The following is a 20905-nucleotide window of genomic DNA, read 5'->3' as shown; positions in this document are numbered from 1 at the left end:
GGTGGAGCGCATCAGCCCCGGTGACCTGGTCGAGCTGGCGACGGACGTCGGCCCGGTGCCGATGAACGTCGGCGCCGTGCTGGTCGTCGACGGCGGGACCGACGTGGGAGCCGCGCAGATCGAGGCGGCGCTCGCCCAGCGGATCACGACCGTCCCGCGGCTGCGGCAGCGCCTCGTCACGCCGCCGTGGGGGCTGGGCAGGCCGTACTGGGTGGACGATCCCGGCTTCGACGTCGCCGCACACGTGTCGCGGGTGCGGTGTCCTGGCGCCGGCGACGACGACGCCCTGCTCCGGATCGCCGTCGACGCCGTCACCCGGCCGCTGTCTCGGGCGCGACCACTGTGGCGCGCCGTCGTGATCACCGACCTGGCGGGCGGCCGGGTGGCGCTGGTGATGGTGCTGCACCACGTGTTGGCCGACGGCATCGGGGGTCTCGCCATGCTCGCCCGCCTCGTCGACGGCGACGGGCCGACCGGGACGCCGGATGCTCCGCGTCCTGCACCGCACGCCCTCGACCTCCTGCGCGACTCGACGCGGGAACGGGTCCGCGGGCTGCGGAGAGCCCCGTCAGCGGTGGCCCGACTGCGCGGCGGCCGGGTCGAGCTCGGCCGCCGCGACGGTGACCGCAGGGCACCGCGGTGCTCGTGGAACGCACCGACCGGGCCACGTCGGCAGGTCGCCACCGTCGAGGTGGACCTGGACGCGGTGCGATCGGCCGGACGACGCCACGGCGCCACCGTCAACGACGTGCTGCTGGTCGCGCTGACCGCGGCGATGGCCGGCGCGCTGGGCAGGCGCGGCGAGCAGGTCGAGGAGCTGGTGGTCTCGGTCCCCGTCTCGGCGCGCACCTCGACCACCAGCGCGGACCTGGGCAACCGGGTCGGCGTGATGCCCGTCCGGGTGCCCGTCACGGGTGGGCTGCCCGAGCGCCTCTCGCAGGTCGCCCGCAGCACGCGGGTCCGCAAGACGCGCACGCGGGGTGCGTCCGCCGCACTGGTGGGTCCGGCCTTCCGTCTGCTCGCCGCGGTCGGGCTCTTCCGGTGGGTGGTCGACCGGCAGCGCCTCGTCAACTCGTTCCTCACCAACCTGCGCGGACCCGCAGAGCGCCTGACCCTGGCCGGCGCCCCGGTCCTGCGCGTCATCCCGATCACGGGGACCGCGGGGAACGTGGGCGTCGCGTTCGCGGCGCTGTCCTACGCGGGGACGTTGGTCGTCAGTGTGATCGCCGACCCCGAGGTCGTCCCGGACCCCGACACCCTGGCGGCGGACCTGCGGGCCGAGCTGGAGCGGCTCACCGCCGTGTGACCTGCGCGTCAGGCGGGCCGGGTGAGGCGGTCGACGGCGTGCACCACCTCGTCCGGGTCGTGCGGCTCGGTGTCCAGGGCGCGGTGGATGGACAGGCCCTCGATGAGCGCGTCCAGCAGCCGGGCGGTCTCCGGGTCGAAGTGCCGCTCCAGCGCGTGCCGGCTGCGGGCCATCCACTCGTGCGTGAGCCGCCGGTATCGCGGGTCGCGCGCGGCGAGCGTGTACAGCTCGTGCGTGAGGACCAGCTCGCCGGGGTCGGCCAGCACGTCCACGGTGATGAGGTCGACCACCGCCCGCCGCGCCGCGTCGACGTCCGGGGCGCCGGCCAGGTACTCCTCGAACCGGCCGCTCACGCGGTGGGCGAACTGCTCGAACGCCTCGAGCAGGAGGGCGTCGACGCCGTCGAAGTGGTAGGTCACCGAGCCGAGCGGCACGTCGGCGGCGGCCGCGATGCGCCGGGTGGACGCCCCCGCCACGCCGACCTCGCCGATGACGTCGAGGCACGCGTCCAGGAGACGCTGCCGCCGGTCGGGGTCGTGCCGTCGTGGCCTGGGCATGTGTTCAATCGTACAGATGGTATGTACGATTGACCACAACCCGCCGCGACCACCTCGGAGCACCATGACCATCCCCGCCGTTCCCCCGGCCGCACGCCGCGCCCGGTCCGCCGTCTCGGCGGTGTTCCTCGTCAACGCGGTCCTCTACGCCAACCTCGTCCCGCGCCTGCCGGAGGTGAAGGACCGGCTCGACCTGAGCAACACCGAGCTCGGCACCGCCATCGCCGCCATGCCGCTCGGCGCGCTGGCCGCGGGCCTGCTGGCGCCGCTGCTGATCCAGCGGCTCGGGTCGGCGGCGGTCGCGTCCTTCGGGCTGGTCGCTCTGGCGGTGTCGGTGGCGGCCGTGCCGCTCGCGGGCGGCTGGGCACTGCTGGCGGGCCTCTTCTTCGTGGCCGGCGCGCTCGACGCGATCATCGACGTGGCGCAGAACGCGCACGGCTTCCGCGTCCAGCGCCTGTACGGGCGGTCCATCGTCAACGCCTTCCACGGCCTGTGGAGCGTCGGTGCCGTGCTGGGCGGGCTGCTCGGCGCGGCGGCGGCCGGGCTCGAGGTGCCGCTGGGCGCCCACCTGACCACGTCGGGCGTCGTGTTCGCCGTGGTCGCCGTGCTCGCCTACCGGTTCCTGCTGCGCGGTCCGGAGGACGCCGAGCGGACGGGCGACGTCGCCGACGCCGAACCGGTGCCGGGATCCCGGTCGCTGCGCCAGGTGGCCCGGCCGACCGTCCTGCTGCTCGCCACCCTCGGCGTCCTGGCCGCGTGCGGGGCGTTCGTCGAGGACGCGGGCTCGTCGTGGGGCGCGCTCTACCTGCGGGGCGAGGTCAGCGTCGGGGCCGCCGCCGCGGGCCTGGCGTTCGTCGCGCTGCAGGTCGCCATGACGGTGGGCCGGCTCACCGGCGACCGCGTCGTGGACCGCTTCGGGCAGCGCCGCGTGGCCCGCACCGGAGGCTTCGCGATCGCGCTCGGCATGGGCCTCGCGCTCGGTGTGCCGTCGCTGGCCACCACCCTCGTCGGCTTCGCGCTGGCGGGGCTGGGCGTCGCGACGCTCATCCCCGCCGTGATGCACACCGCCGACGAGCTGCCCGGCCTGCCCGCGGGCGTCGGGCTGACGGTCGTGAGCTGGCTGCTGCGCGTCGGCTTCCTGGTGTCACCGATGCTGGTGGGGCTCGTCGCCGACGCGTCGAGCCTGCGGGTCGCGCTGCTCGCCGTCGTGGCGGCGGGTGTCGTCGTCGCCGTGGTGGGCCGCGTGCTGGTCGCCGGGGCGCCGCGGGCCGACGGCAACGAGGTCGCAGCACCGAGCGGTCCGGCGGCAGCGCCCGTCACCGGTACCTGACGGTCGGCGCCGACCGGCGCCAGGGCGGCCATACTGAGGGCGTCGGGCGGACACTGCGCCCGCCTTCCCGCGGTGACCGGGGGTGCCCGTGGAGCAGAGCAGCCACGCCGCCGACGAGCCCGCGCGAGCGGTCTCGGCCGAGCGGACCACCGACCCGCGCAGCGCCGGGCAGAGCCGGCCGGTGGCGCCGGGGAGCCCGGCACACCTCCTCCTGCGCCTGCAGCGGTCGGCGGGGAACCGCGCGGTCCAGCAGCTCGTCGCCGCGGCGCCACGCCCCACCGTGCAGCGGCAGGACGACCTGGAGGGCACCCCGGAGCTCGTCGCCCAGCTCGAGGACGAGCTCGACGCGGTCGACGCCGACGCCTCCCAGGACTCCGACCTGTACCTCCGGGCGTTCGCGAGCCGGACAGGGCTCCTGCTGCGGTTCCGCGCGCACCCCCGCTTCGAGACGCAGCTCCAGCTCGACGACTTCATCGGTGAGGCCTACCAGCTGGCGACGACCGAGATGGACACGCTCAGCGCGCTCGGTCCGGGCGCCGACCTCGCCCTCGCCGCCACCCCGAAGGGCTTCCCCCTGACGTGGTCCGGACGCGTGCACGCCGCCCTCACGCTGGGCACCGACCCGGCGCTCGTGCTCGCCGAGTCGGCGCAGCGGCACAGCGCACTCGCGGCCGAGGCGGGCACGCTGCCCCCGCGCCTCGTCGACAAGGGGCTGCCCCTCGCACTGGCGGAGGTCGGCGCCTTGCGTGAGTTCCGGCTCGCCGTCACCCACGTCCGGCTCCCCGCGGGGAACGCCACCGGCGACTTCGCCCGGTCGACGGTCCGCCTGGCCCAGTTCCGGTTCTACGCGGCGTTCGCGGTGGCCTGGGAGCAGATGACGGACATGGTCGCCGACTCGGTGGCGGACGGCAGCTACGTGCCGCGCTACCTCGACTACCAGGACTTCGTGGAGCACAAGCAGCAGGTGCTGCGCGACCTGCCGGCGCGGGCGCGCGAACGGGCCGCCATGTCCGAGGAGGAGCTCCAGGCGCTCCAGCAGGACGCGCTCGGCCTCGGCGACGCCGCCCTGGTCAACGGGACCTTCGCGGCTCTCGTCGGGCTGCTGAGCGTCCTCGCCGGCTGGGACGTCGGCGCCGGCATGTTCGCCGATGCCCTGGGCACGGCCGACGGGCTGGTCGGCGGGCTCGGGGACGGCGACAAGGTCGTGACGTCGCTGCGCTGGATGTGGGAGGCGGGCTGGCTCGGCGACGCGGGCGGTGAGGCGTTCCAGGCCCTGCTCGCCAGCGGGCCGGACATCCTCAAGAGCCTGGCGGTGATCGTCGTCCTGCAGATGATCCCGTTCGTCAACGTCGCGGTCGACGTGTACCTGCTCTTCCAGCTCGGCGTCGACGTCGTCTCCCAGCTCGGTGAGCTGGGCCTGGCCCTGTCCGACGTGATGGCGGCCCGCACGGTGCTCGACCTGGAGAAGGCGACCGCGCGGCTCGCGCGCGTCCTGATGGCGGGCGGCCTGCAGATCCTGGTCACGCTCGTCACCATGGGCATCGCCAAGGGCGTCTCGACGCTCCGCGCCCGCGCCGCGGTCATCCGCGCCGAGCGCGCGGTCAGCGAGGCGGAGGCGATGCGGCTGGCGATGCGCGAGGCGTCGGCGGCCGAGCGTGCGCCACTGGAGGCGTCGCGCGGACTGAGTCCCTGGGAGCGCGGGCTCAGCGCGGAGACCCGCCCGATCCTCGACGTGACCGGCGTCCGGCAGCGGCTGGCGGGTCTCAGCGACGCGACACGGCGCATCCTCACGCTCTGCGCCAGCCCGTGCCTGCCCCCGGCGAACCAGCTGCTCGCCGCCGACCTGACGCGGCTCGACGGCATCATCCAGCGCCTCGGCGTCGCGGGCGACCACCCGGGACTGCGCGAGTACTTCTACCGCCGTCGGGACGCGCTCGGGCCGGCCATCGAGGCGCTCGACGACGGTGTGCCGCCGGGCGGCGTCCTGCAGGACTTCCTCAACCGGGCCATCGTCTCCGGGGCGAAGCTGCCCGCGGGGGCGTCCGTCGCGCTGAACGCCGAGGGCCGGTGGGTGTACAGCCGCGCGCCAGGTGGAAAGGCCGGCCGGTTGCCGGAGGTGCTCGAGTACGACATCCGCCCGTACCGCGAGCACGGTCGTGACCACGGGACGCGCAGCTTCTTCCAGTCGCACCACGGGATCCAGGGCCAGTGGGCCCTCGAGACCGGGGTCCCGGGGTACGTCTACAAGGAGGCGCGGGCGATCCTCCTGCGGGACAGCTCGGCCGGGTCGCCGCACCGAATCGTCACGGACCTCCAGGACGCCCGCAGCGGCAAGCTTGCCAGCAGGACCTACGCGGACGAGAGGGCGCTCATGCGCAAGGATCTGGAGGCGGCCGGTGTGCCGGAGCGGTTCATCGCCGAGTCGGAGGCCGTGAACGACGCCTACTTCGGCACCCTGTACCGGAACTCGGGTCGCACGGCGGAGGAGCTGGTCAGGTGGTTCGGGACGTGGGTGCCGTGAGCGCGTTGCTGAGCTGGCTGGAGTCGCTGTCCCCCGACGACTGGGACGCGCGGCCCGCCGGTGCGTGGGAGGGCTCGCCGCCGGCCGACCCGGCCACGCTCGCGTCGGTGGAGGACGCTCTCGGCGTCGCCCTGCCCGCCGAGCACCGCGAGCTCCTGCTGGCCAGCGACGGCGGCGAGCTCTCCGGTCCGGAGAGCAGCGTGACGATCGCCCCCGTCGACGACCTGGTCCGGCGCAACGCCGACGGACGCTTCCGGGACGCGTTCCCGGGCATGGTGACGCTCGGCGACGACGGCGGCGGCGCCCTCTACTTCTACGACCCGCAGGACAGCCTCGGGCGCGGCGCCTGGGCCGTGTACTGGGTGGCATGGTCCGCGCTGGGCGTCTCCTGGGCCCGGTTCGCCGGGGCCGACCTCGCTGACGTCCTGCGCCGCGTCGCCGACGGCGTCTCCTTCTTCGACGAGCCCCGTCTGGGCGGCGAACACTGAGCCGCTCGGCGACGATCGACTGATGACGCGCGCCGAGCAGCTGACCGACCCGCTGGCCTACCACGGGGAGGGCCCGTGCTGGTCGGCGGCGTGGGGTGGCCTGCGCTGGGTCGACATGCTCGCGGGCGACCTGCTCACCCTGCGCGGCGACGGCACGGTCGACCGGCTGCACGTGGGCACGGTCGCGGCGTTCGTCCGGCCGCGTGCCGTCGCCGGGTACGTCGTCGGGCTCGAGCGCGGCATCGCGCTGGCCGACGGTCCCGACGACGTGCCGGTCCCCCGCCCGGAGCTGTGGGCGGACCCGGGCGTGCGGATGAACGAGGGCGGCTGCGACGCGGACGGAAACCTCTTCGCGGGCTCGATGGCGTACGACAAGACGCCGGGCGCCGCCGCGCTCTACCGGATCACCCCCGCCGGCGAGGTGACCGTCGTGCTGCCCGGCGTGACGGTCTCCAACGGCATCGACTTCTCCCCCGACGGCACCCGCGCGTACTACGACGACACCGCCACCGGCCGCACGGACGTCCTCGCGGTCGACGGCGCCGCGCTGACCGACCGCCGGCCCTTCCACGACGGCGACCCCGGCAGGCCGGACGGTCTGTGCGTCGACTCCGCGGGCAACGTCTGGGTGGCGCTCAACGGTGCCGGGCGGCTGCGGTGCTACTCGCCCGACGCGGAGGTCCTCACGGAGATCTCCGTGCCGGTGCGCCTCACCACCGCCTGCACCCTCGGGGGCGACGACGGCAGAGACCTGTTCATCACCACGTCGCGCGAGGACCTCGACGACCCGGAGCCGGCGGCGGGGGCCGTGTTCCAGGCCCGGGTCGACGTGCCCGGCCGCGCGGTGCTCCCGTACGGCGGCTGACCGACCGTCCTGTGCGGTGCGTCACGGTGCCACGCTCAGCAGGTGTCCACCGGCTTGCCCCGGGCCGCGTGCGTCTGCCTACCGTGGGCCGACCGACGTGCCACCGACCGGGGGGAGCCGTGCCGTCGTGCGACGCCTCATCCCTGCGCTGGTCCTGGCGGCCGCCGCGCTCGTCCTCGTGGTCGTGCTCCTGGCCGGACCGCTCGCTCGTGACCCCGCGCCTGCCCCGGAGGCGACCGCAGCGTCGGAACGGGTCAGTACAGTGCTGTCCAGCGAGTTCGAGGACGGCACGGACGGCTGGGCCGGCCTCGGCACCGCTCAGGTCGCGGCCAGCGACGCGGTCGCCCGCTCCGGTGCCGCCAGCCTGCTGACGAGCGCGCGCACCGAGACGTGGAACGGTGCGGTGGTCGACGTCGCCGGGGTCCTCGCTCCGGGCACCGAGCACACCCTGTCGGCGTGGGTGCGGCTCGCCCCCGGCGCCGATCCGGACGAGCTCCGGCTGACGGTCCGCCGTGACGTCGACGGCGAGCGCGTGCACGACCGCCTCGCCCAGGCGACCGTCGGCCCCGACGAGTGGGTCGAGCTCCGCACCGCCTACACGCTCCCGGCGGGCTCGCAGCACCCCGAGCTGTACGTCGAGTCGACGGGCACGCTCGCCGACTTCCTCCTCGACGACGTCACCGTGACCAAGGAGGCACTTGAGGTGCAGGCCGACGTCCCCGCGCTGCGCGAGGCCCTCGCCGACGACTTCCCCGTCGGGACCGCCGTCGGGCGCCAGGACCTGACCGGTGCGCCGGCCGAGCTGCTCACGCGGCACTTCTCGATGATCACGCCGGAGAACGCGCTCAAGCCCGCCAGCCTGCAGCCGCGGGAGGGCGAGTTCACGTTCGAGGGTGCCGACGAGGTGCTCGACGTCGCCGTCGAGCACGGCCTCGCCGTGCACGGCCACACGCTCGTCTGGCACCGGTCGACGCCCGACTGGTTCTTCCGCGCGCCCGACGGCCGCGAGCTCGGGGACAGCACGGAGGACCGGGCGCTGCTGCTCGGACGCCTGGAGACGCACGTCCGGACCGTCGCGGCGCACCTGCGGGAGCGGTACGGCGAGGAGAACCCCGTGCGGACGTGGGACGTGGTGAACGAGGCGATCGACCCGGAGCAGGACGACGGGCTGCGGCGGAACCAGTGGTACGCGGTGCTCGGGCCGGACTACGTCGCGCAGGCGTTCCGGATCGCGCGCGACGCGTTCGGGCCGGACACGGTCCTCTACCTCAACGACTACGACACCGAGAACCCGGGCAAGCGGCGGGCGATGGCGGCCGTCGTGCAACGGCTGCTCGACGACGGCGTCCCGGTCGACGGGGTCGGCCACCAGCTGCACGTCGACCTGGGCGTGCCCGTCTCCCGGATCGAGGACACGATCGCGGCCTTCGAGGACCTCGGCGTGCGGCAGGCGGTCACCGAGCTCGACGTCGCGATCTCCGAGCCCGACGAGGTGCTCGCCTCGACGCCGCCCGAGCGCCTCGAGGACCAGGGCCTCTACTACCGGGACCTCCTGGCGGCTTTCCGGCGGCACCCGGACGCGGTGTCCTCGCTGAGCGTGTGGGGCCTGTACGACTCGCGCAGCTGGTTGCGGACGTGGCCGACGGAGCGCCCGTTCGAGGCGCCGCTGCTGTTCGACGGTGACCTGCAGGCCAAGCCTGCGTACTGGGGTCTGGTCGACCCGGACCGGCTCGACTGACCGCGACGACCCGCCGGCTACGCCCGGAGCCCGTCGACCAGGAGGGCGACCATGCGCCGGTTGAACCCGGCGCCGGTGTCGCGCACCGGCTGGGAGAGCAACGAGACGGCGTACAGCAGCTCCGTCGGGCGGACGTCGGACCGGATCGCGCGGTCCGCAGCGGCGGCATCGAGCAGCGCGCCCAACGCCGGCTCGAGGCGTGACATCACGTAGCCGGGCAGGGCGTCGAACGCGGGGTCGCCGGAGTGCAGCGCCGCGGCGAGACCCCGCTTGGTGGCCAAGAGCTCGGTCAGGCGGTCGATCCACCGGGTGAGCGCCTCGGCCGGCTCGTGCTCGGCGCTCAGGGCGAGGCCGGCGTCGGCACACGCGTCGATCTCGTGCTCGAACACCGCCTTGACCAGGTCCGAGCGCTGCGGGAAGTGCCGGTAGAGGGTCCCGACGCCGACCCCGGCCAGGTCGGTGATCTCCTTCGCGGGCGCGTCCACCCCCGAGCGCCCGAAGACGACCTCCGCCGCGTCGAGGAGGGCGTCCAGGTTGCGCGCGGCGTCGGCGCGCAGCCGGCGCGGTGCGGCGTCGTCGGACATGCATCTCCCTGTTGCTAAACGGAATGTCATTCCGCTACGGTAGCGGAATCGCGTTCCGCTTCCGCGACAGTACCCCTTCCCACGGTCAGGAGAACAGCCATGCGCTACCGCACCCTCGGACGGACAGGCATCCAGGTCAGCCCCTACGCCCTCGGGACGCTCATGCTCGGCGCCGCCATCGGCAACCCCGACCACGACGACTCGATCCGCATCGTCCACAAGGCCCTCGACGCCGGGATCAACCTGGTCGACACGGCCGACGCCTACTCGCGCGCCCCGCAGGGGGCCTCCGAGGTCGTCGTCGGCAAGGCGCTCAAGGGACGCCGGGACAGCGTCGTGCTCGCGACGAAGCTGGGCCTGCCCATGTCCGACGACCCGAACCAGCGCGGCACCTCCCGGCGCTGGATCATGTCCGCGGTCGAGGGCTCGCTGCGCCGGCTGCAGACGGACCACATCGACCTCTACCAGGTCCAGCGCCCGGACCCCTCGACGGACACCGAGGAGACCCTGTCGGCGCTCACCGACCTGGTTCGCAGCGGCAAGGTGCGCGCCATCGGCTCCTCGACGACGCCCGCCTCCGACCTCGTCGAGGCGCAGTGGGTGGCCGAGCGCCGCGGCCTGCAGCGGTTCCGCACCGAGCAGCCGCCGTACTCGATCCTCAACCGCGGCATCGAGGCAGAGGTGCTCCCCGCCGCGCAGCGGTACGGGATGGGGGTGCTCGTGTGGGGGCCGCTCGGGCAGGGCATGCTCACCGGCCGCATCCGCAAGGGGCAGCCGACCGACCTGGTCCGCGCGGGCATGTTCCGGGCCTTCAGCGACGAGCGACGCCTGGACGCCGTCGAGCAGCTGGTCGCCCTCGCTGCCGAGGCCGGCCTGCCGCTGACGCACCTGGCGATGGCGTTCGCCACCTCGCACCCGGCGGTGACCAGCGCCCTGGTCGGTCCGCACACCATGGCCCAGCTGGACGACGTGCTGGCCGGCCTCGAGGTGACCCTGTCCGACGACGTGCTCGACCGGATCGACCAGATCGTGCCGCCCGGCACGGACGTCAGCCCCCTCGACCAGGCGTACGTGCCCCCCGCGATCAGCGACCCGAGCCTGCGCAGGCGGCCCGTCGACCAGCGTGCCGCCGCCTGACGGGCAGTTCGCCGTATCCTGCGGCGGGTGAGCTGGCCGAGGTGGTCCGTCGACGAGGTCCTTGCGCGCCGACCGGCCGTGCGGGTCAACCAGCTGGGCTACCTGGTCGGCGGGCCGATGGCGGCCACCCTCGTCTCGCCCGAGGTCGGTCCGGTGGCGTTCACGGTGGCGCGCGACGACGGGTCCGTCGTCCTGGACCGGCTGTCGGAGCCGTGGCCGGTCCGGCCGGAGCCGACCTCCGGCCTGCCGGTGCACGTCCTCGACCTCGCAGGCCTGCCCGAGGGGACGTTCCGCGTCCGCACGGCCGACCACGTCAGCCACCCGTTCCGGGTGGCCGACCGGCTGCACGCGGACCTCGCCGCGGACGCCCTGCGGTTCTTCACGCTCCTGCGGTCCGGGGCGCCGGTCGACGTCCCCGGCTACGAGCGCCCGGCCGGTCACGCCGGGGACGTCGCGGTCCGGGCGTGGACGGGACCGGACGCGCAGCGCCTCTACCCGGGCTGGCACGACGACGGCACCTACGACGTGTCGGGCGGCTGGTACGACGCCGGCGACTACGGCAAGTACACGACGAGCGGCGCGCTCGCCGTGTGGCAGCTGCTCGCCACGCTCGACGTCCTGGCGCCGCAGGACCCGAGGGTCGACGCCGTCGCCGCCGAGTGCCGCTGGCAGCTCGACTGGCTGCTGCGCATGCAGGTGGCCCCCGGGCGACCGCTGGCCGGTCTCGCGTTCCACAAGCTGCACGGTGTGACCTGGTCACCGCTGCCCGGCTGGCCGCACCTCGACCCCACCGAACGCGTCCTGCACCGGCCCTCGACCACCGCCACCCTCCAGCTCGCCGCGGCCGCCGCGGCGGGTGCGCGGCACCTGCGCAGGCACGATCCCGCCTACGCGGCCCGGTTGCTCGCCGCCGCCCGCACCGCCTACGCCGCGGCCCGCCGCCACCCGGACCTGCTCCCGCCCGACGACCACGCGCGCTACGGCGGCGGTCCGTACGGCGACGACGACACGAGCGACGACGTCGTCTGGGCGGCCACCGAGCTCTGGCTGGCCACCGGCGAGCGCGTGTACGAGGAGCACCTGCTCGACTGCACCGCGCACGCCACCGACCCGTTCCGCGCCGCGGGCTTCGACGTCGACCACGTCAGCGCGCCCGCCCGTCTCGACCTGGCGCTGCACGGAGGCCGGCTCGAGGACCACGCCCGGGTGGTGGACGGCCTGCGCCGGGCCGCCGACGGCCTGCTCGACCTGCAGTCGCGCCAGCCGTGGGGGCAGCCGTACGCGCCCGCCGACGGGTGGGCCTGGGGGTCGAACGGACGGGTCCTCAACAACCTCGTGGTGCTCGGGGTGGCCCACCTGGTCACCGGCACCGCGGCCTACCGCGACGCCGTCGCGACGGGGACCGACTACCTGCTGGGCCGCAACGCGCTGGGCCAGAGCTACGTCACCGGCTACGGCACCGACCACAGCCACCACCAGCGGACACGGCAGTTCGGCCACGACCTCGACCCGGCGATGCCGCCGCCCCCGCCGGGCGCCCTGGCCGGTGGGGCGAACTCCGTGCCGGCGCCGGACTTCCCCTACGACCCCCGCCTGCTCGGGCTCGCGCCGCAGCTCTGCTACCTCGACGAGCCCACGTCGGAGGTCACCAACGACGTCTGCATCCGGTGGAACGCTCCCCTGGTGTGGGTCGCCACGTTCCTGGGGGCGTGACGCCCGTCGCGGCTACTGCCAGACGGTCGCGTGGACGTCCGGCTCGGCGGGCTTCGTCGTCGGCGCGGGTGCCGGACCGGCTGCGGCCAGGTCGCGGACGTTCTTCTGGACCGCGACCACGGAGAACAGGGCCATCGTGAAGCCCAGACCGAAGAAGCCCTTCTCCGACAGCTCCAGCGGCGCGTCGGACAGTCCCGCCGTGACGAGCACGAGCGACACGAGCACCATGCTCCAGGACAGCCCGAGGAAGATCGCCGTGACCGGGACACCCTCGGCGCGGTCGCGGACCGACTTCTGCAGGGCGATCGCGGAGAACAGCCCGAGCAGCAGCGTCGTGCCCAGGAAGCCCTTCTCCGACGGGTCCATCTGTGCGTTCCACAGCCCGATGCCGAAGGCGCTGACGGCGATGACGAGGGCGAGCCAGGACGCGCCGACGAAGGCAGCGGTCGGGCGGGCCGGGACGGGGTGCTGCGACATGGGACGCTCCGGAGGTCGTGGTGCCGGCATCATGCCAGCCGCGGCCGCCATGGTGGGGGCGCCGAACCGTCCACCGCAACCATCCGGCCGGAGCACCGACCAGATGGCCGTACGTCAGGCGCGTCGGCGGGGCCAGTCCAGGAAGACGAACAGGTCCCGCTCCCCGCGCCCGCCCTCGAGCACCGCGCGTGCGACGGCGGGCTCGCCGGCCTGCTCGCAGGACCAGAGCGCGAAGTCGACCAGCTGCGACCAGCTGGGCGGGAGGTAGCCGAGCACCGTGGGGCCGTCCATCACCTTGACCACGTCGTGCTCGCTGCGGGCGAGCACGACGGCGAAGCCGCGCTCGGAACGGCGGGCGCGGGCGGGTGCGGCATCCTCGACGAAGCCGCGCACCCGCACGGGCACGTGCCCACCGCCGGCAGGCACCAGCCGACCGGGCACCCGGGTCGAGGACGACGGCTCCATGCGCGGAACCTACTCCCGACCACCGGCCGGGGCGCGCCAGGACTCGTGGACCACCCGCAGGTCAGCGGGACGCCCGCTGGCCCAGCAGTCCGCCCGTCGCCGCCCGCACCAGCCGTGCCGCGAGCTCGGGCGCGAGTCGTGAGAGCAGGTCGACGAACGTCGCGTCCTTGCCGACGGTGACGCGGTAGGCGTCGCGCTCGACGGCGTCGACGATGATCCGCGCCGCCGCCGGAGCCGTGGTGAGGGACCGCTCCAGCCGCGCCGCCGTCGCACCCGACATCCGCGGGACCTCCACGCCCGAGTTGAGGGCGATGTTCGTGCGGACCGCCCCGGGCAGGACGAGGGTGACGGCCACGGACGTGCCGACCAGCTCGGAGTGCAGGCCCTCGGTCAGCAGCTTCAGGGCCGCCTTGGACGCGCCGTACGCGGTCTGACCCTGCACCGGCAGGAACCCACCGACGCTGGAGACGTTGACGACGTGCGCCACGGGCCGCGTGACGAGGTGCGGCAGGAACGCCTTGATCGTGTGCACGGGGCCCCAGAAGTTCACGGCCATCATGCGCTCGAGGTCCGCGTAGTCCAGGTCGAGCAGCGGCACGAACGGCTGGATCACCCCCGCACAGTTGATCAGGCCGTCCACCTGCCCGTGGGCGTGGATCACCGCGTCGGGCAGGGACTCGACGGCCGCACGGTCGGTGACGTCGACGGCGTGGGTGGACAGCCGGTCGGCCAGGTAGCCGGCCCGGACGACGGTCCCGCGCAGGCGCTCCACGCTCCGTCCGACCGCGGCCACCCGCGCACCGCGCGCCAGGAGGCTCACGACCAGCTCACGGCCGATGCCGTCGCTGCCACCGGTCACGAGGACCGTCCTGCCTGCCACCTTCATCGCCGGCGCCCCTCTGCTGGTCCGGTGCGCCGACCGTACTGCTCGCTTGCCATCGCTCGCGACTAACGATAGTTTTCTATCGATATTCAATAGATGACGGAGGAAATCTCATGGGTCGACTGGCCATCCTCGCGCTGCGGGTGGTGATCGTGCTGATGTTCGCCGGCCTGCTGGCGGTGCAGATCATGATCATCCCGGCGATCGGGCGCGACATCGACGACGGCGGCGCCGCCGTGGCGCACCTGCGCTGGCCGGTGATGATCATCGGCATGGTGGGCGTCCTTGCGGTCCAGGTGGCGCTCGTGTGCGTCTGGCAGCTGCTCACCATGGTCCGGCGCGAGACGGTGTTCAGCACCGCGGCGTTCCGCTACGTCGACGTCATCATCGGCGCGGCGGTGGCGGCGACCCTGCTCGCCATGGCCCTGTCGTTCGTGCTGGCTCCCGGCGAGGCGGTGGCCCCCGGGATCGTCCTGCTCATCGTGATCGGTGGCATGGGCACGGCCGGCATCGCCCTGCTGGTGCTCGTGCTGCGGGTGCTGCTGGCCAAGGCGGTCGCGCTGGACAGCACGGCGACCACCCTGCGTGCCGAGCTCGACGAGGTGATCTGATGCCGATCGTCGTCGACATCGACGTGATGCTGGCCCGCCGCAAGATGTCCGTGGGCGACCTGTCCGACCGCGTCGGGATCACCCCGGCCAACCTCGCCGTCCTCAAGAACGGCCGCGCCAAGGCCGTGCGGTTCAGCACGCTCGAGGCGCTCTGCGAGGTGCTCGAGTGCCAGCCTGGCGACCTGCTGCGCCGGGAGCCGTAGGTCGATCCGTTTCGCCCCCTTCCTCCTGGGCCGCGATGTCCCTACACTCCGGTCGAAGCGCTTCGATGACGAGCGCGACACCGGGGGCACGAACGCCCTCGCGCGCTCGACGGAGAGCCGGCCGCCCCGCTCGAGCGTGACCTTGCGACGAAGGGGCACGCACGTGAAGCAACCCGTCTGGACCACGCTGACCGCACTCGCGGCGGCGGCCGCGCTCTCGCTCGGGCTCGCCGGACCCGCGCAGGCCGGCGACCGCAGCCCCAGGTCGGCCGCCAGGGTCGTCGCCGCGATGCAGCCCGGCTGGAACCTCGGCAACACGTTCGACGCCGTCGGTGCCGACGAGACCGCCTGGGGCAACCCGCGCGTCACGCAGGAGCTGCTCAGCGTGGTGCGCCAGCAGGGCTTCCGCAGCGTGCGGCTCCCCGTCACGCTCGGTCAGCACGAGGGACCCGCACCCGACCACACGATCGACCCGGCGGTGCTGGACCGGGTGGAGGAGGTCGTCGACTGGGCGCTCGCCGAGGACCTGCACGTGCTCCTCGACCTGCACCACGACTCGTGGATGTGGACCAACGCGATGCCCACCCGGCACGACGAGGTGCTCGCCCAGTTCACCGCCACGTGGGCGCAGCTGGCCGAGCGGTTCCGCGACCACCCCCGCACCCTGCTGTTCGAGAGCATCAACGAGCCGCAGTTCTCCGGGTCCACCGGGGAGGCGCAGGAGTACGCGCTGCTGGACGAGCTCAACACGGCGTTCCACCAGGTGGTGCGGGCGTCGGGTGGCCGCAACGCGGACCGCGTCCTGGTCCTGCCGACGCTGCACACCGACTCCGGCCAGGCACGGCTCGACTCGCTGGTGCAGACGTTCACGGCACTGGACGACCCGAACCTCGCGGCGACGTTCCACTACTACGGCTACTGGCCCTTCAGCGTGAACGTGGCGGGCGGCACCCGGTTCGACGCGACCGCCCAGCAGGACGTCACCGACACGTTCACACGCGTCCGCGAGTCGCTGGTGGCCGCGGGGATCCCGGTGATCCTCGGCGAGTACGGCCTGCTCGGGTTCGACCGGCACACCGCGACCATCGAGCAGGGCGAGAAGCTCAAGTTCTTCGAGTACCTGGGCTACCAGGCGCGCACGTCGGGCGTCACGACGATGCTCTGGGACAACGGCCAGCACCTGGACCGCACCGCCTTCACGTGGCGGGATCCCGCCCTGTTCGCCCAGATCTCGTCGAGCTGGAAGACGCGCTCCGGCACGGCGTCCACCGACCAGGTGTTCGTCCGTCCCGGGGCCATCACCGAGCAGACAGTCACGCTGAACCTCAACGGCACGCGGTTCCGCGACCTGTCCCTGGACGGCAGGAAGCTGAAGGAGGGCCGGGACTACCAGCTGTCCGGAAGCACACTGACCCTGCCGGCGGCGCTCCTCCAGCGGCTGTCCGGCGACGGCACGTACGGGGCCAGCGCCGAGCTGGTGGCGCGGTTCTCCCAGGGCGTCCCGTGGCGGATCGAGGTCGTCAACGCCGACACCCCGGTGCTCGCGGACGCGACGGGGACGATCGACGCGTTCACCGTGCCGACAGACTTCCGCGGCGACCGCCTGGCCACCATGGAGGCGCGCTACCTCGACGGGTCGAACGCCGGGCCGCACGGGTGGACGTCGTTCAAGGAGTTCGACGTGACCTTCGCGCCCGACGCGGCATCCGGGGCGATCCTCCTGCGGCCGGCCTTCTTCGCCGAGGTCGCCGACGGTGCCCCCGTGGTGCTCACGTTCCACTTCTGGAGCGGGGCAACGGTCCGGTACACGGTGGTGCGCGACGGCACGGCGGTGACCGGCACCGTCGGCTGACGCGGTGGCCCGGTGTGCGCCCGCCCCGTTCCGGCGGACACGGCGTGCACCGGGCTGCTAGTTTCCGGCGATGCCGATCCGGACGAACCGTGCGCTCCTGACCGCCCTCGGCCTGGCGACCGTGCTGTGGTTCGCGTCGGCGGCCGCGCACGCCGCTGCGACGCGTGCCGGCGTCGCCCCCGGGGTCGTCGGCCTGCTCGCCCCCGCGACGCCCGCGGTGTCGATGGTCCGGGGAGCGAGCCCGGCCGGCGCCTGGGACGTCGCGGCCGTCGTCGCGTTCCTCGGCACGCTCGCCGTGCTCGTCCTGCCGGCGCTGCGGGCCACCCGCACCGGCACCGCGGCCCGGGTGCTCGCCGTGTGGTTCGCCGCGATCGTCGCCGGCTGGGCGGCGGCCTTCGCGTGGACGGTCGTCGTCGCGATGCCGATGATCGACTACGGCCTCACGACGCTGCTGGCGATGGGGTTCGCGGAGGGTGCCCGGGCCGGGTGCGCGTGGGGCGTCACGTACGGCTGGGTCGTCGCACTGGTCACCGTCGCGGTCGCCCGACTCGGCCAGGAGCCGGCGAACGACGCCCACCGGCCCGGTGCGCTCGCGGCGGGGATCACCGCCGGGGCCGTCGCGGCCATCGGCTGGCTGGTCGTCGCCGCCGCCCACGTGCGCATCGACGACACGGTGAACCAGTACGTGACGACCGCCCGGTCACAGTTCGCCTCGATGGTGCGCGCGGGCGCCGACTGGCTGCTGCCCGTCACCACCACGGCGGGCGCCTCCGGTGGGGTCGTGCTGCTCAGCGGCGTCCTCGTCGGCGGCGTCGTCGGCACGCTGGCCTGGCTCGCCGCGCGTACCTCCGTCCTGCCAGGCGGGCGGCTGGTGCTGGTCCTCGGCGTCTGGGCCGCCGCGATCGTCGGCGCGGCCGTGGGCGGGCTGCCCGGCATTCTCACGACCGTCGAGCTGGAGCCCGAGGGCGACGGGTGGTGGGCGGTCCAGCAGCTCCTGCTGTTCGGACCGACCGACGGAGGCGCGTCCGGCGCGCTCTACGGCTGGATCCCCGCCCTGCTCGCGCTGGGCGTGCTGGCCTGGGCGGCGCGAGGGACGCACCCGGCAGCCGAGGAACCGGCACCGGCGATCGGGTAGACCGGCGTATGACCGATACTTTCGGCCGACGTGCACTCCTGCAAACCTAAACGCTTCGAACCGGTTCCGGGGTGTTCCTCCCGCGTGCTGCGGGCTGCAGACTGGCGTCGATAACGTTATCGACGGCGACACCTGTGCCGACGTCGAGGCGTGCGCGGCTCCCGCGTTCCGGGATCCCGCGACTCCCCACGCACAAAGGAGTGCCAGGATGTTCGAAAGTATCGCTCACACGCGACGGCGCCGGTCGTTCCGGGCCCTGGTCGGCCTGGGTGCCGCGGGCGCGATGGTCGTCGCCGGCCTCGCCGTCGCCACCCCCGCCAGCGCCATCTCGTCGAACGGGACCGGCACCCACAACGGGTTCTTCTACTCGTTCTGGACCGACTCGCCCGGGTCCGTCTCCATGGACCTCGGCTCGGGCGGCAACTACACCACCCAGTGGAGCAACACGGGCAACTTCGTCGCCGGCAAGGGCTGGCAGACCGGCGGGCGCAAGACCGTCAACTACTCCGGATCGTTCAACCCGTCCGGCAACGCCTACCTGACCCTCTACGGCTGGACCACGAGCCCGCTGATCGAGTACTACATCGTCGACAACTGGGGCACCTACCGGCCCACCGGCACGTTCATGGGCACCGTCAACAGCGACGGCGGCACGTACGACATCTACCGCACCCAGCGGGTCAACCAGCCCTCTATCGAGGGCGACCGCTCGACGTTCTACCAGTACTGGAGCGTGCGGCAGTCGAAGAAGACCGGCGGCACCATCACGTCCGGCAACCACTTCGACGCATGGGCGTCCAAGGGCATGAACCTCGGCAACCACAACTACATGATCATGGCGACCGAGGGATACCAGAGCTCCGGCAACTCGAACATCACCGTGAGCGAGGGGTCCGGCGGCGGCGGCGGTGGCGGTGGCACGACGACGCCTCCCCCGAGCACCGGCGGCTGCTCCATCACGGCCACCCGTGCCGACGAGTGGTCGGACCGGTTCAACGTGAGCTACACGGTCAGCGGCGCCACCTCCTGGACGGCCACGCTCAACCTCAACGGCAGCCAGACGATCCAGAACAGCTGGAACGCGAGCGTCAGCGGGCGGACCGTCACCTCGACCGGCTCGAACACGTTCGGCGTCACCATCATGAAGAACGGCAACAACACGACGCCGACCGCCACCTGCGGGACCTCGACCGGCGGCGGCGGGGGCGGCACGACGACACCGCCACCGACCACGTCCAGCTGCTCCGCCGGCTACGTGGGCCTGACCTTCGACGACGGCCCGAACACCGGCACCACCAACACGCTCATCTCCACGCTGCGCAACGCCGGCGCCACCGCGACCGTGTTCCCGACCGGGTCCAACGCCCAGTCGAACGCCTCGCTCATGCAGGCGTACAAGAACGCCGGCCTGCAGATCGGCAACCACAGCTGGGACCACCCGCACCTGGTGACCATGAGCCAGGCGGACATCCAGTCGCAGCTGTCGCGCACCCAGACGGCCATCCAGCAGACCGCCGGGGTCACCCCGACGATCTTCCGGCCGCCGTACGGCGAGACCAACCAGACGCTCAAGAACGTCGAGTCCTCGCTCGGCCTGCGCGAGGTCATCTGGGACGTCGACTCCAACGACTGGAACAACGCCAGCGCCGACGCCATCCGACAGGCGGCTGCCCGCCTCACCAACGGCCAGATCATCCTCATGCACGACTGGCCGGCGGCCACCCAGCAGGCGCTGCCGAACATCCTCAACGACCTCAAGGCCCGCAACCTGTGCACCGGCCACATCTCGAGCAGCACCGGCCGGGCGGTCGCGCCCTCCAGCGCCGGCGGTGGTGGGGGCACGACGACCCCGCCGCCCACCACCGGCTCCTGCACCGTCACCGCCACCCGCGCTGACGAGTGGTCGGACCGGTTCAACGTGAGCTACACCGTCAGCGGCACCAGCACCTGGGTGGTCACGCTCACCCTCGCCGGGAGCCAGAGCGTCCAGAACAGCTGGAACGCGAGCGTCAGCGGCCGGACGGTGACCTCGACCGGGTCGAACACGTTCGGCGTAACCATCATGAAGAACGGCAGCAGCACCACGCCGAGCGCCACCTGCGCGACGCGCTGACGGCCTGAGAACGGCAGTTCCCCGCGACCCGTGGGGAGCTGCCGTTCTCGACGTCCGGGGCGGGTCAGACCGGTCGCGACGACCCGTGTGCCCCGTCGACCAGCACCGCGACACCGTCCAGCATCCGGGCGAGCCCGAACTCGAAGGCCCGCCGCGGGTCGTAGGCCGCCTGCTGGGCCTCCCCGGCGATCGGGCCGACGCGGGCGACCGTCGGGTACACCGAGGTGTCGAACACCCGGGCGACGAAGGGCTCGGTGGCGGCCCACCACTCGGCCTCGGTGATCCCCGTGGCCTGCTGGGCGGCCACCTGCTCCACGACGCCCCGGGCGGTGCCGGCGACGAACCCGTCGACCAGTGTCACCACGGCATCCATCGCGACCTCGTCGAGCCCGCTGCCGTCCACGGCACGCAGCTCCAGCTCGTACTTGGCCATCACGCCCGGGCCCAGCGGAGGCCGTCCGGACGCGGCGACGTGCAGCAGCCACGGGTGCCGCTCGTACAGCGCCCAGTTGGCGCGCGCGACGGCCTCGAGCCGGGCGCGCCAGTCGTCGGAGACCGGGGCGTACAGCTCGGCGGTCTCGCTGAGCACGGCGTCGACCATGAGGTCGACCAGCTCCGCCTTGCCGGGCACGTACGTGTACACGGTCATCACGCCGACGCCCAGGTCCGTGGCGAGCCGGCGCATCGACAGCGCGCCGAGCCCCTCGCCGTCCGCGAGCGCGATGCCGGTGCTCACCACGCGGTCGACGGAGAGCCCGGCGGCGGCGCCCCGGCCCCGCGGTGCGGGCTCCGACTCCCGCCACAGCAGCGCCATGCTCCGGGCGGGGTCCCCGGTGCCCGTGATCTCCGTCATGGCACCCATCCTCCCCCGCCGGGAACACCGGGGTGACGTCGTGCGTTTCTTACCGTACGGTGTACGACTAGATG

General features: G+C 73.5%; 19 protein-coding genes. 13 read left to right on the top strand and 6 right to left on the bottom strand.

Annotated features, from left to right (window positions below; translation table 11 throughout):
* Nucleotide 1: 1 nt before the first annotated feature.
* Nucleotides 2–1306 (top strand): wax ester/triacylglycerol synthase domain-containing protein, encoded by a 1305-nt coding sequence (locus RYN42_RS05575; protein ID WP_315094443.1) that lies wholly within the window; start codon nt 2–4, stop codon nt 1304–1306.
* 8 nt (nt 1307–1314) lie between these two features.
* Here RYN42_RS05575 and RYN42_RS05570 read toward each other — a convergent pair whose 3' ends face one another.
* Nucleotides 1315–1863, bottom strand: coding sequence for a TetR family transcriptional regulator (locus RYN42_RS05570; protein WP_315094441.1), 549 nt, complete (start codon nt 1861–1863; stop codon nt 1315–1317).
* Nucleotides 1864–1927: 64 nt separating this feature from the next.
* Here RYN42_RS05570 and RYN42_RS05565 point away from each other — a divergent pair, with 64 nt between their 5' ends.
* The 5 genes from RYN42_RS05565 (at nt 1928) to RYN42_RS05545 (ending at nt 8805) form a co-directional block, all read left to right on the top strand.
* Nucleotides 1928–3193, top strand: coding sequence for an MFS transporter (locus tag RYN42_RS05565; protein ID WP_315094440.1), 1266 nt, complete (start codon nt 1928–1930; stop codon nt 3191–3193).
* An 82-nt stretch (nt 3194–3275) separates the two neighbouring features.
* Nucleotides 3276–5714, top strand: coding sequence for a hypothetical protein (locus RYN42_RS05560; RefSeq protein WP_315094439.1), 2439 nt, complete (start codon nt 3276–3278; stop codon nt 5712–5714).
* Nucleotides 5711–6202, top strand: coding sequence for an SMI1/KNR4 family protein (locus tag RYN42_RS05555; protein WP_315094436.1), 492 nt, complete (start codon nt 5711–5713; stop codon nt 6200–6202). Before RYN42_RS05560 ends, RYN42_RS05555 begins: the two co-directional genes overlap by 4 nt.
* 22 nt (nt 6203–6224) lie before the next feature.
* A complete protein-coding gene (locus RYN42_RS05550; protein WP_315094435.1) occupies nt 6225–7067 on the top strand; it encodes an SMP-30/gluconolactonase/LRE family protein in 843 nt (280 codons plus the stop codon).
* Nucleotides 7068–7194: 127 nt separating this feature from the next.
* Nucleotides 7195–8805 carry an endo-1,4-beta-xylanase gene (locus RYN42_RS05545; protein WP_315094433.1) on the top strand — a complete coding sequence of 537 codons (1611 nt, stop codon included), beginning with the start codon at nt 7195–7197 and terminating at the stop codon, nt 8803–8805.
* Between the two features lie 17 nt (nt 8806–8822).
* On the opposite strand, the gene RYN42_RS05540 is transcribed toward RYN42_RS05545, so the two are convergent.
* Nucleotides 8823–9389, bottom strand: a complete 567-nt coding sequence (locus RYN42_RS05540; RefSeq protein ID WP_315094431.1) for a helix-turn-helix domain-containing protein — start codon at nt 9387–9389, stop codon at nt 8823–8825.
* Nucleotides 9390–9488: 99 nt separating this feature from the next.
* Here RYN42_RS05540 and RYN42_RS05535 point away from each other — a divergent pair, with 99 nt between their 5' ends.
* Nucleotides 9489–10526, top strand: a complete 1038-nt coding sequence (locus tag RYN42_RS05535) for an aldo/keto reductase (RefSeq protein WP_315094429.1) — start codon at nt 9489–9491, stop codon at nt 10524–10526.
* A 27-nt stretch (nt 10527–10553) separates the two neighbouring features.
* Nucleotides 10554–12239, top strand: a complete 1686-nt coding sequence (locus tag RYN42_RS05530; protein WP_315094427.1) for a glycoside hydrolase family 9 protein — start codon at nt 10554–10556, stop codon at nt 12237–12239.
* A 12-nt stretch (nt 12240–12251) separates the two neighbouring features.
* On the opposite strand, the gene yiaA is transcribed toward RYN42_RS05530, so the two are convergent.
* The 3 genes from yiaA to RYN42_RS05515 form a co-directional block, all read right to left on the bottom strand.
* A complete protein-coding gene (gene yiaA, locus RYN42_RS05525) occupies nt 12252–12716 on the bottom strand; it encodes an inner membrane protein YiaA (RefSeq protein WP_315094426.1) in 465 nt (154 codons plus the stop codon).
* Nucleotides 12717–12830: 114 nt separating this feature from the next.
* Entirely contained in the window at nt 12831–13181 is a 351-nt protein-coding gene (locus RYN42_RS05520) for a hypothetical protein (RefSeq protein ID WP_315094425.1), read from the bottom strand.
* Between the two features lie 61 nt (nt 13182–13242).
* On the bottom strand, nt 13243–14040 hold the full coding sequence (locus tag RYN42_RS05515) for an SDR family oxidoreductase (RefSeq protein ID WP_315094424.1): 798 nt from the start codon (nt 14038–14040) through the stop codon (nt 13243–13245).
* Nucleotides 14041–14177: 137 nt separating this feature from the next.
* On the opposite strand from RYN42_RS05515, the gene RYN42_RS05510 reads away from it, so the two are divergent.
* The 5 genes from RYN42_RS05510 (at nt 14178) to RYN42_RS05490 (ending at nt 19978) form a co-directional block, all read left to right on the top strand.
* Nucleotides 14178–14675 carry a DUF2975 domain-containing protein gene (locus RYN42_RS05510; RefSeq protein WP_315094423.1) on the top strand — a complete coding sequence of 166 codons (498 nt, stop codon included), beginning with the start codon at nt 14178–14180 and terminating at the stop codon, nt 14673–14675.
* On the top strand, nt 14675–14878 hold the full coding sequence (locus tag RYN42_RS05505; protein WP_315094422.1) for a helix-turn-helix transcriptional regulator: 204 nt from the start codon (nt 14675–14677) through the stop codon (nt 14876–14878). Before RYN42_RS05510 ends, RYN42_RS05505 begins: the two co-directional genes overlap by 1 nt.
* A gap of 163 nt (nt 14879–15041) precedes the next feature.
* On the top strand, nt 15042–16730 hold the full coding sequence (locus RYN42_RS05500) for a cellulase family glycosylhydrolase (protein WP_315094420.1): 1689 nt from the start codon (nt 15042–15044) through the stop codon (nt 16728–16730).
* A gap of 70 nt (nt 16731–16800) precedes the next feature.
* The gene (locus tag RYN42_RS05495) at nt 16801–17865 is read left to right on the top strand and encodes a hypothetical protein (RefSeq protein ID WP_315094418.1); all 1065 of its coding nucleotides are present in this window, start codon (nt 16801–16803) and stop codon (nt 17863–17865) included.
* 208 nt (nt 17866–18073) lie between these two features.
* Entirely contained in the window at nt 18074–19978 is a 1905-nt protein-coding gene (locus RYN42_RS05490; RefSeq protein WP_315094416.1) for a glycoside hydrolase family 11 protein, read from the top strand.
* Between the two features lie 64 nt (nt 19979–20042).
* Here the strand turns inward: RYN42_RS05490 and RYN42_RS05485 are convergent, their stop codons facing one another.
* Entirely contained in the window at nt 20043–20831 is a 789-nt protein-coding gene (locus RYN42_RS05485) for a TetR/AcrR family transcriptional regulator C-terminal domain-containing protein (protein ID WP_315094414.1), read from the bottom strand.
* Nucleotides 20832–20905 lie beyond the last annotated feature (74 nt).

Origin of the sequence: uncultured Cellulomonas sp., from assembly GCF_963527515.1 — a bacterium.
Taxonomy (GTDB): Bacteria; Actinomycetota; Actinomycetes; order Actinomycetales; family Cellulomonadaceae; genus Cellulomonas.
The sequence above is the reverse complement of the archived record's forward strand: the minus strand, read 5'-3'. Positions and strand labels throughout refer to the sequence as shown.

What these genes read in the sequence shown, in the direction of transcription:
- RYN42_RS05570 (WP_315094441.1), bottom strand. Translation starts at nt 1,863, where the DNA reads ATGCCCAGGCCACGACGGCACGACCCCGACCGGCGGCAGCGTCTCCTG.
- RYN42_RS05565 (WP_315094440.1), top strand. Translation starts at nt 1,928, where the DNA reads ATGACCATCCCCGCCGTTCCCCCGGCCGCACGCCGCGCCCGGTCCGCC.
- RYN42_RS05550 (WP_315094435.1), top strand. Translation starts at nt 6,225, where the DNA reads ATGACGCGCGCCGAGCAGCTGACCGACCCGCTGGCCTACCACGGGGAG.
- RYN42_RS05540 (WP_315094431.1), bottom strand. Translation starts at nt 9,389, where the DNA reads ATGTCCGACGACGCCGCACCGCGCCGGCTGCGCGCCGACGCCGCGCGC.
- RYN42_RS05535 (WP_315094429.1), top strand. Translation starts at nt 9,489, where the DNA reads ATGCGCTACCGCACCCTCGGACGGACAGGCATCCAGGTCAGCCCCTAC.
- yiaA (WP_315094426.1), bottom strand. Translation starts at nt 12,716, where the DNA reads ATGTCGCAGCACCCCGTCCCGGCCCGCCCGACCGCTGCCTTCGTCGGC.
- RYN42_RS05520 (WP_315094425.1), bottom strand. Translation starts at nt 13,181, where the DNA reads ATGGAGCCGTCGTCCTCGACCCGGGTGCCCGGTCGGCTGGTGCCTGCC.
- RYN42_RS05510 (WP_315094423.1), top strand. Translation starts at nt 14,178, where the DNA reads ATGGGTCGACTGGCCATCCTCGCGCTGCGGGTGGTGATCGTGCTGATG.
- RYN42_RS05505 (WP_315094422.1), top strand. Translation starts at nt 14,675, where the DNA reads ATGCCGATCGTCGTCGACATCGACGTGATGCTGGCCCGCCGCAAGATG.
- RYN42_RS05495 (WP_315094418.1), top strand. Translation starts at nt 16,801, where the DNA reads ATGCCGATCCGGACGAACCGTGCGCTCCTGACCGCCCTCGGCCTGGCG.
- RYN42_RS05490 (WP_315094416.1), top strand. Translation starts at nt 18,074, where the DNA reads ATGTTCGAAAGTATCGCTCACACGCGACGGCGCCGGTCGTTCCGGGCC.
- RYN42_RS05485 (WP_315094414.1), bottom strand. Translation starts at nt 20,831, where the DNA reads ATGACGGAGATCACGGGCACCGGGGACCCCGCCCGGAGCATGGCGCTG.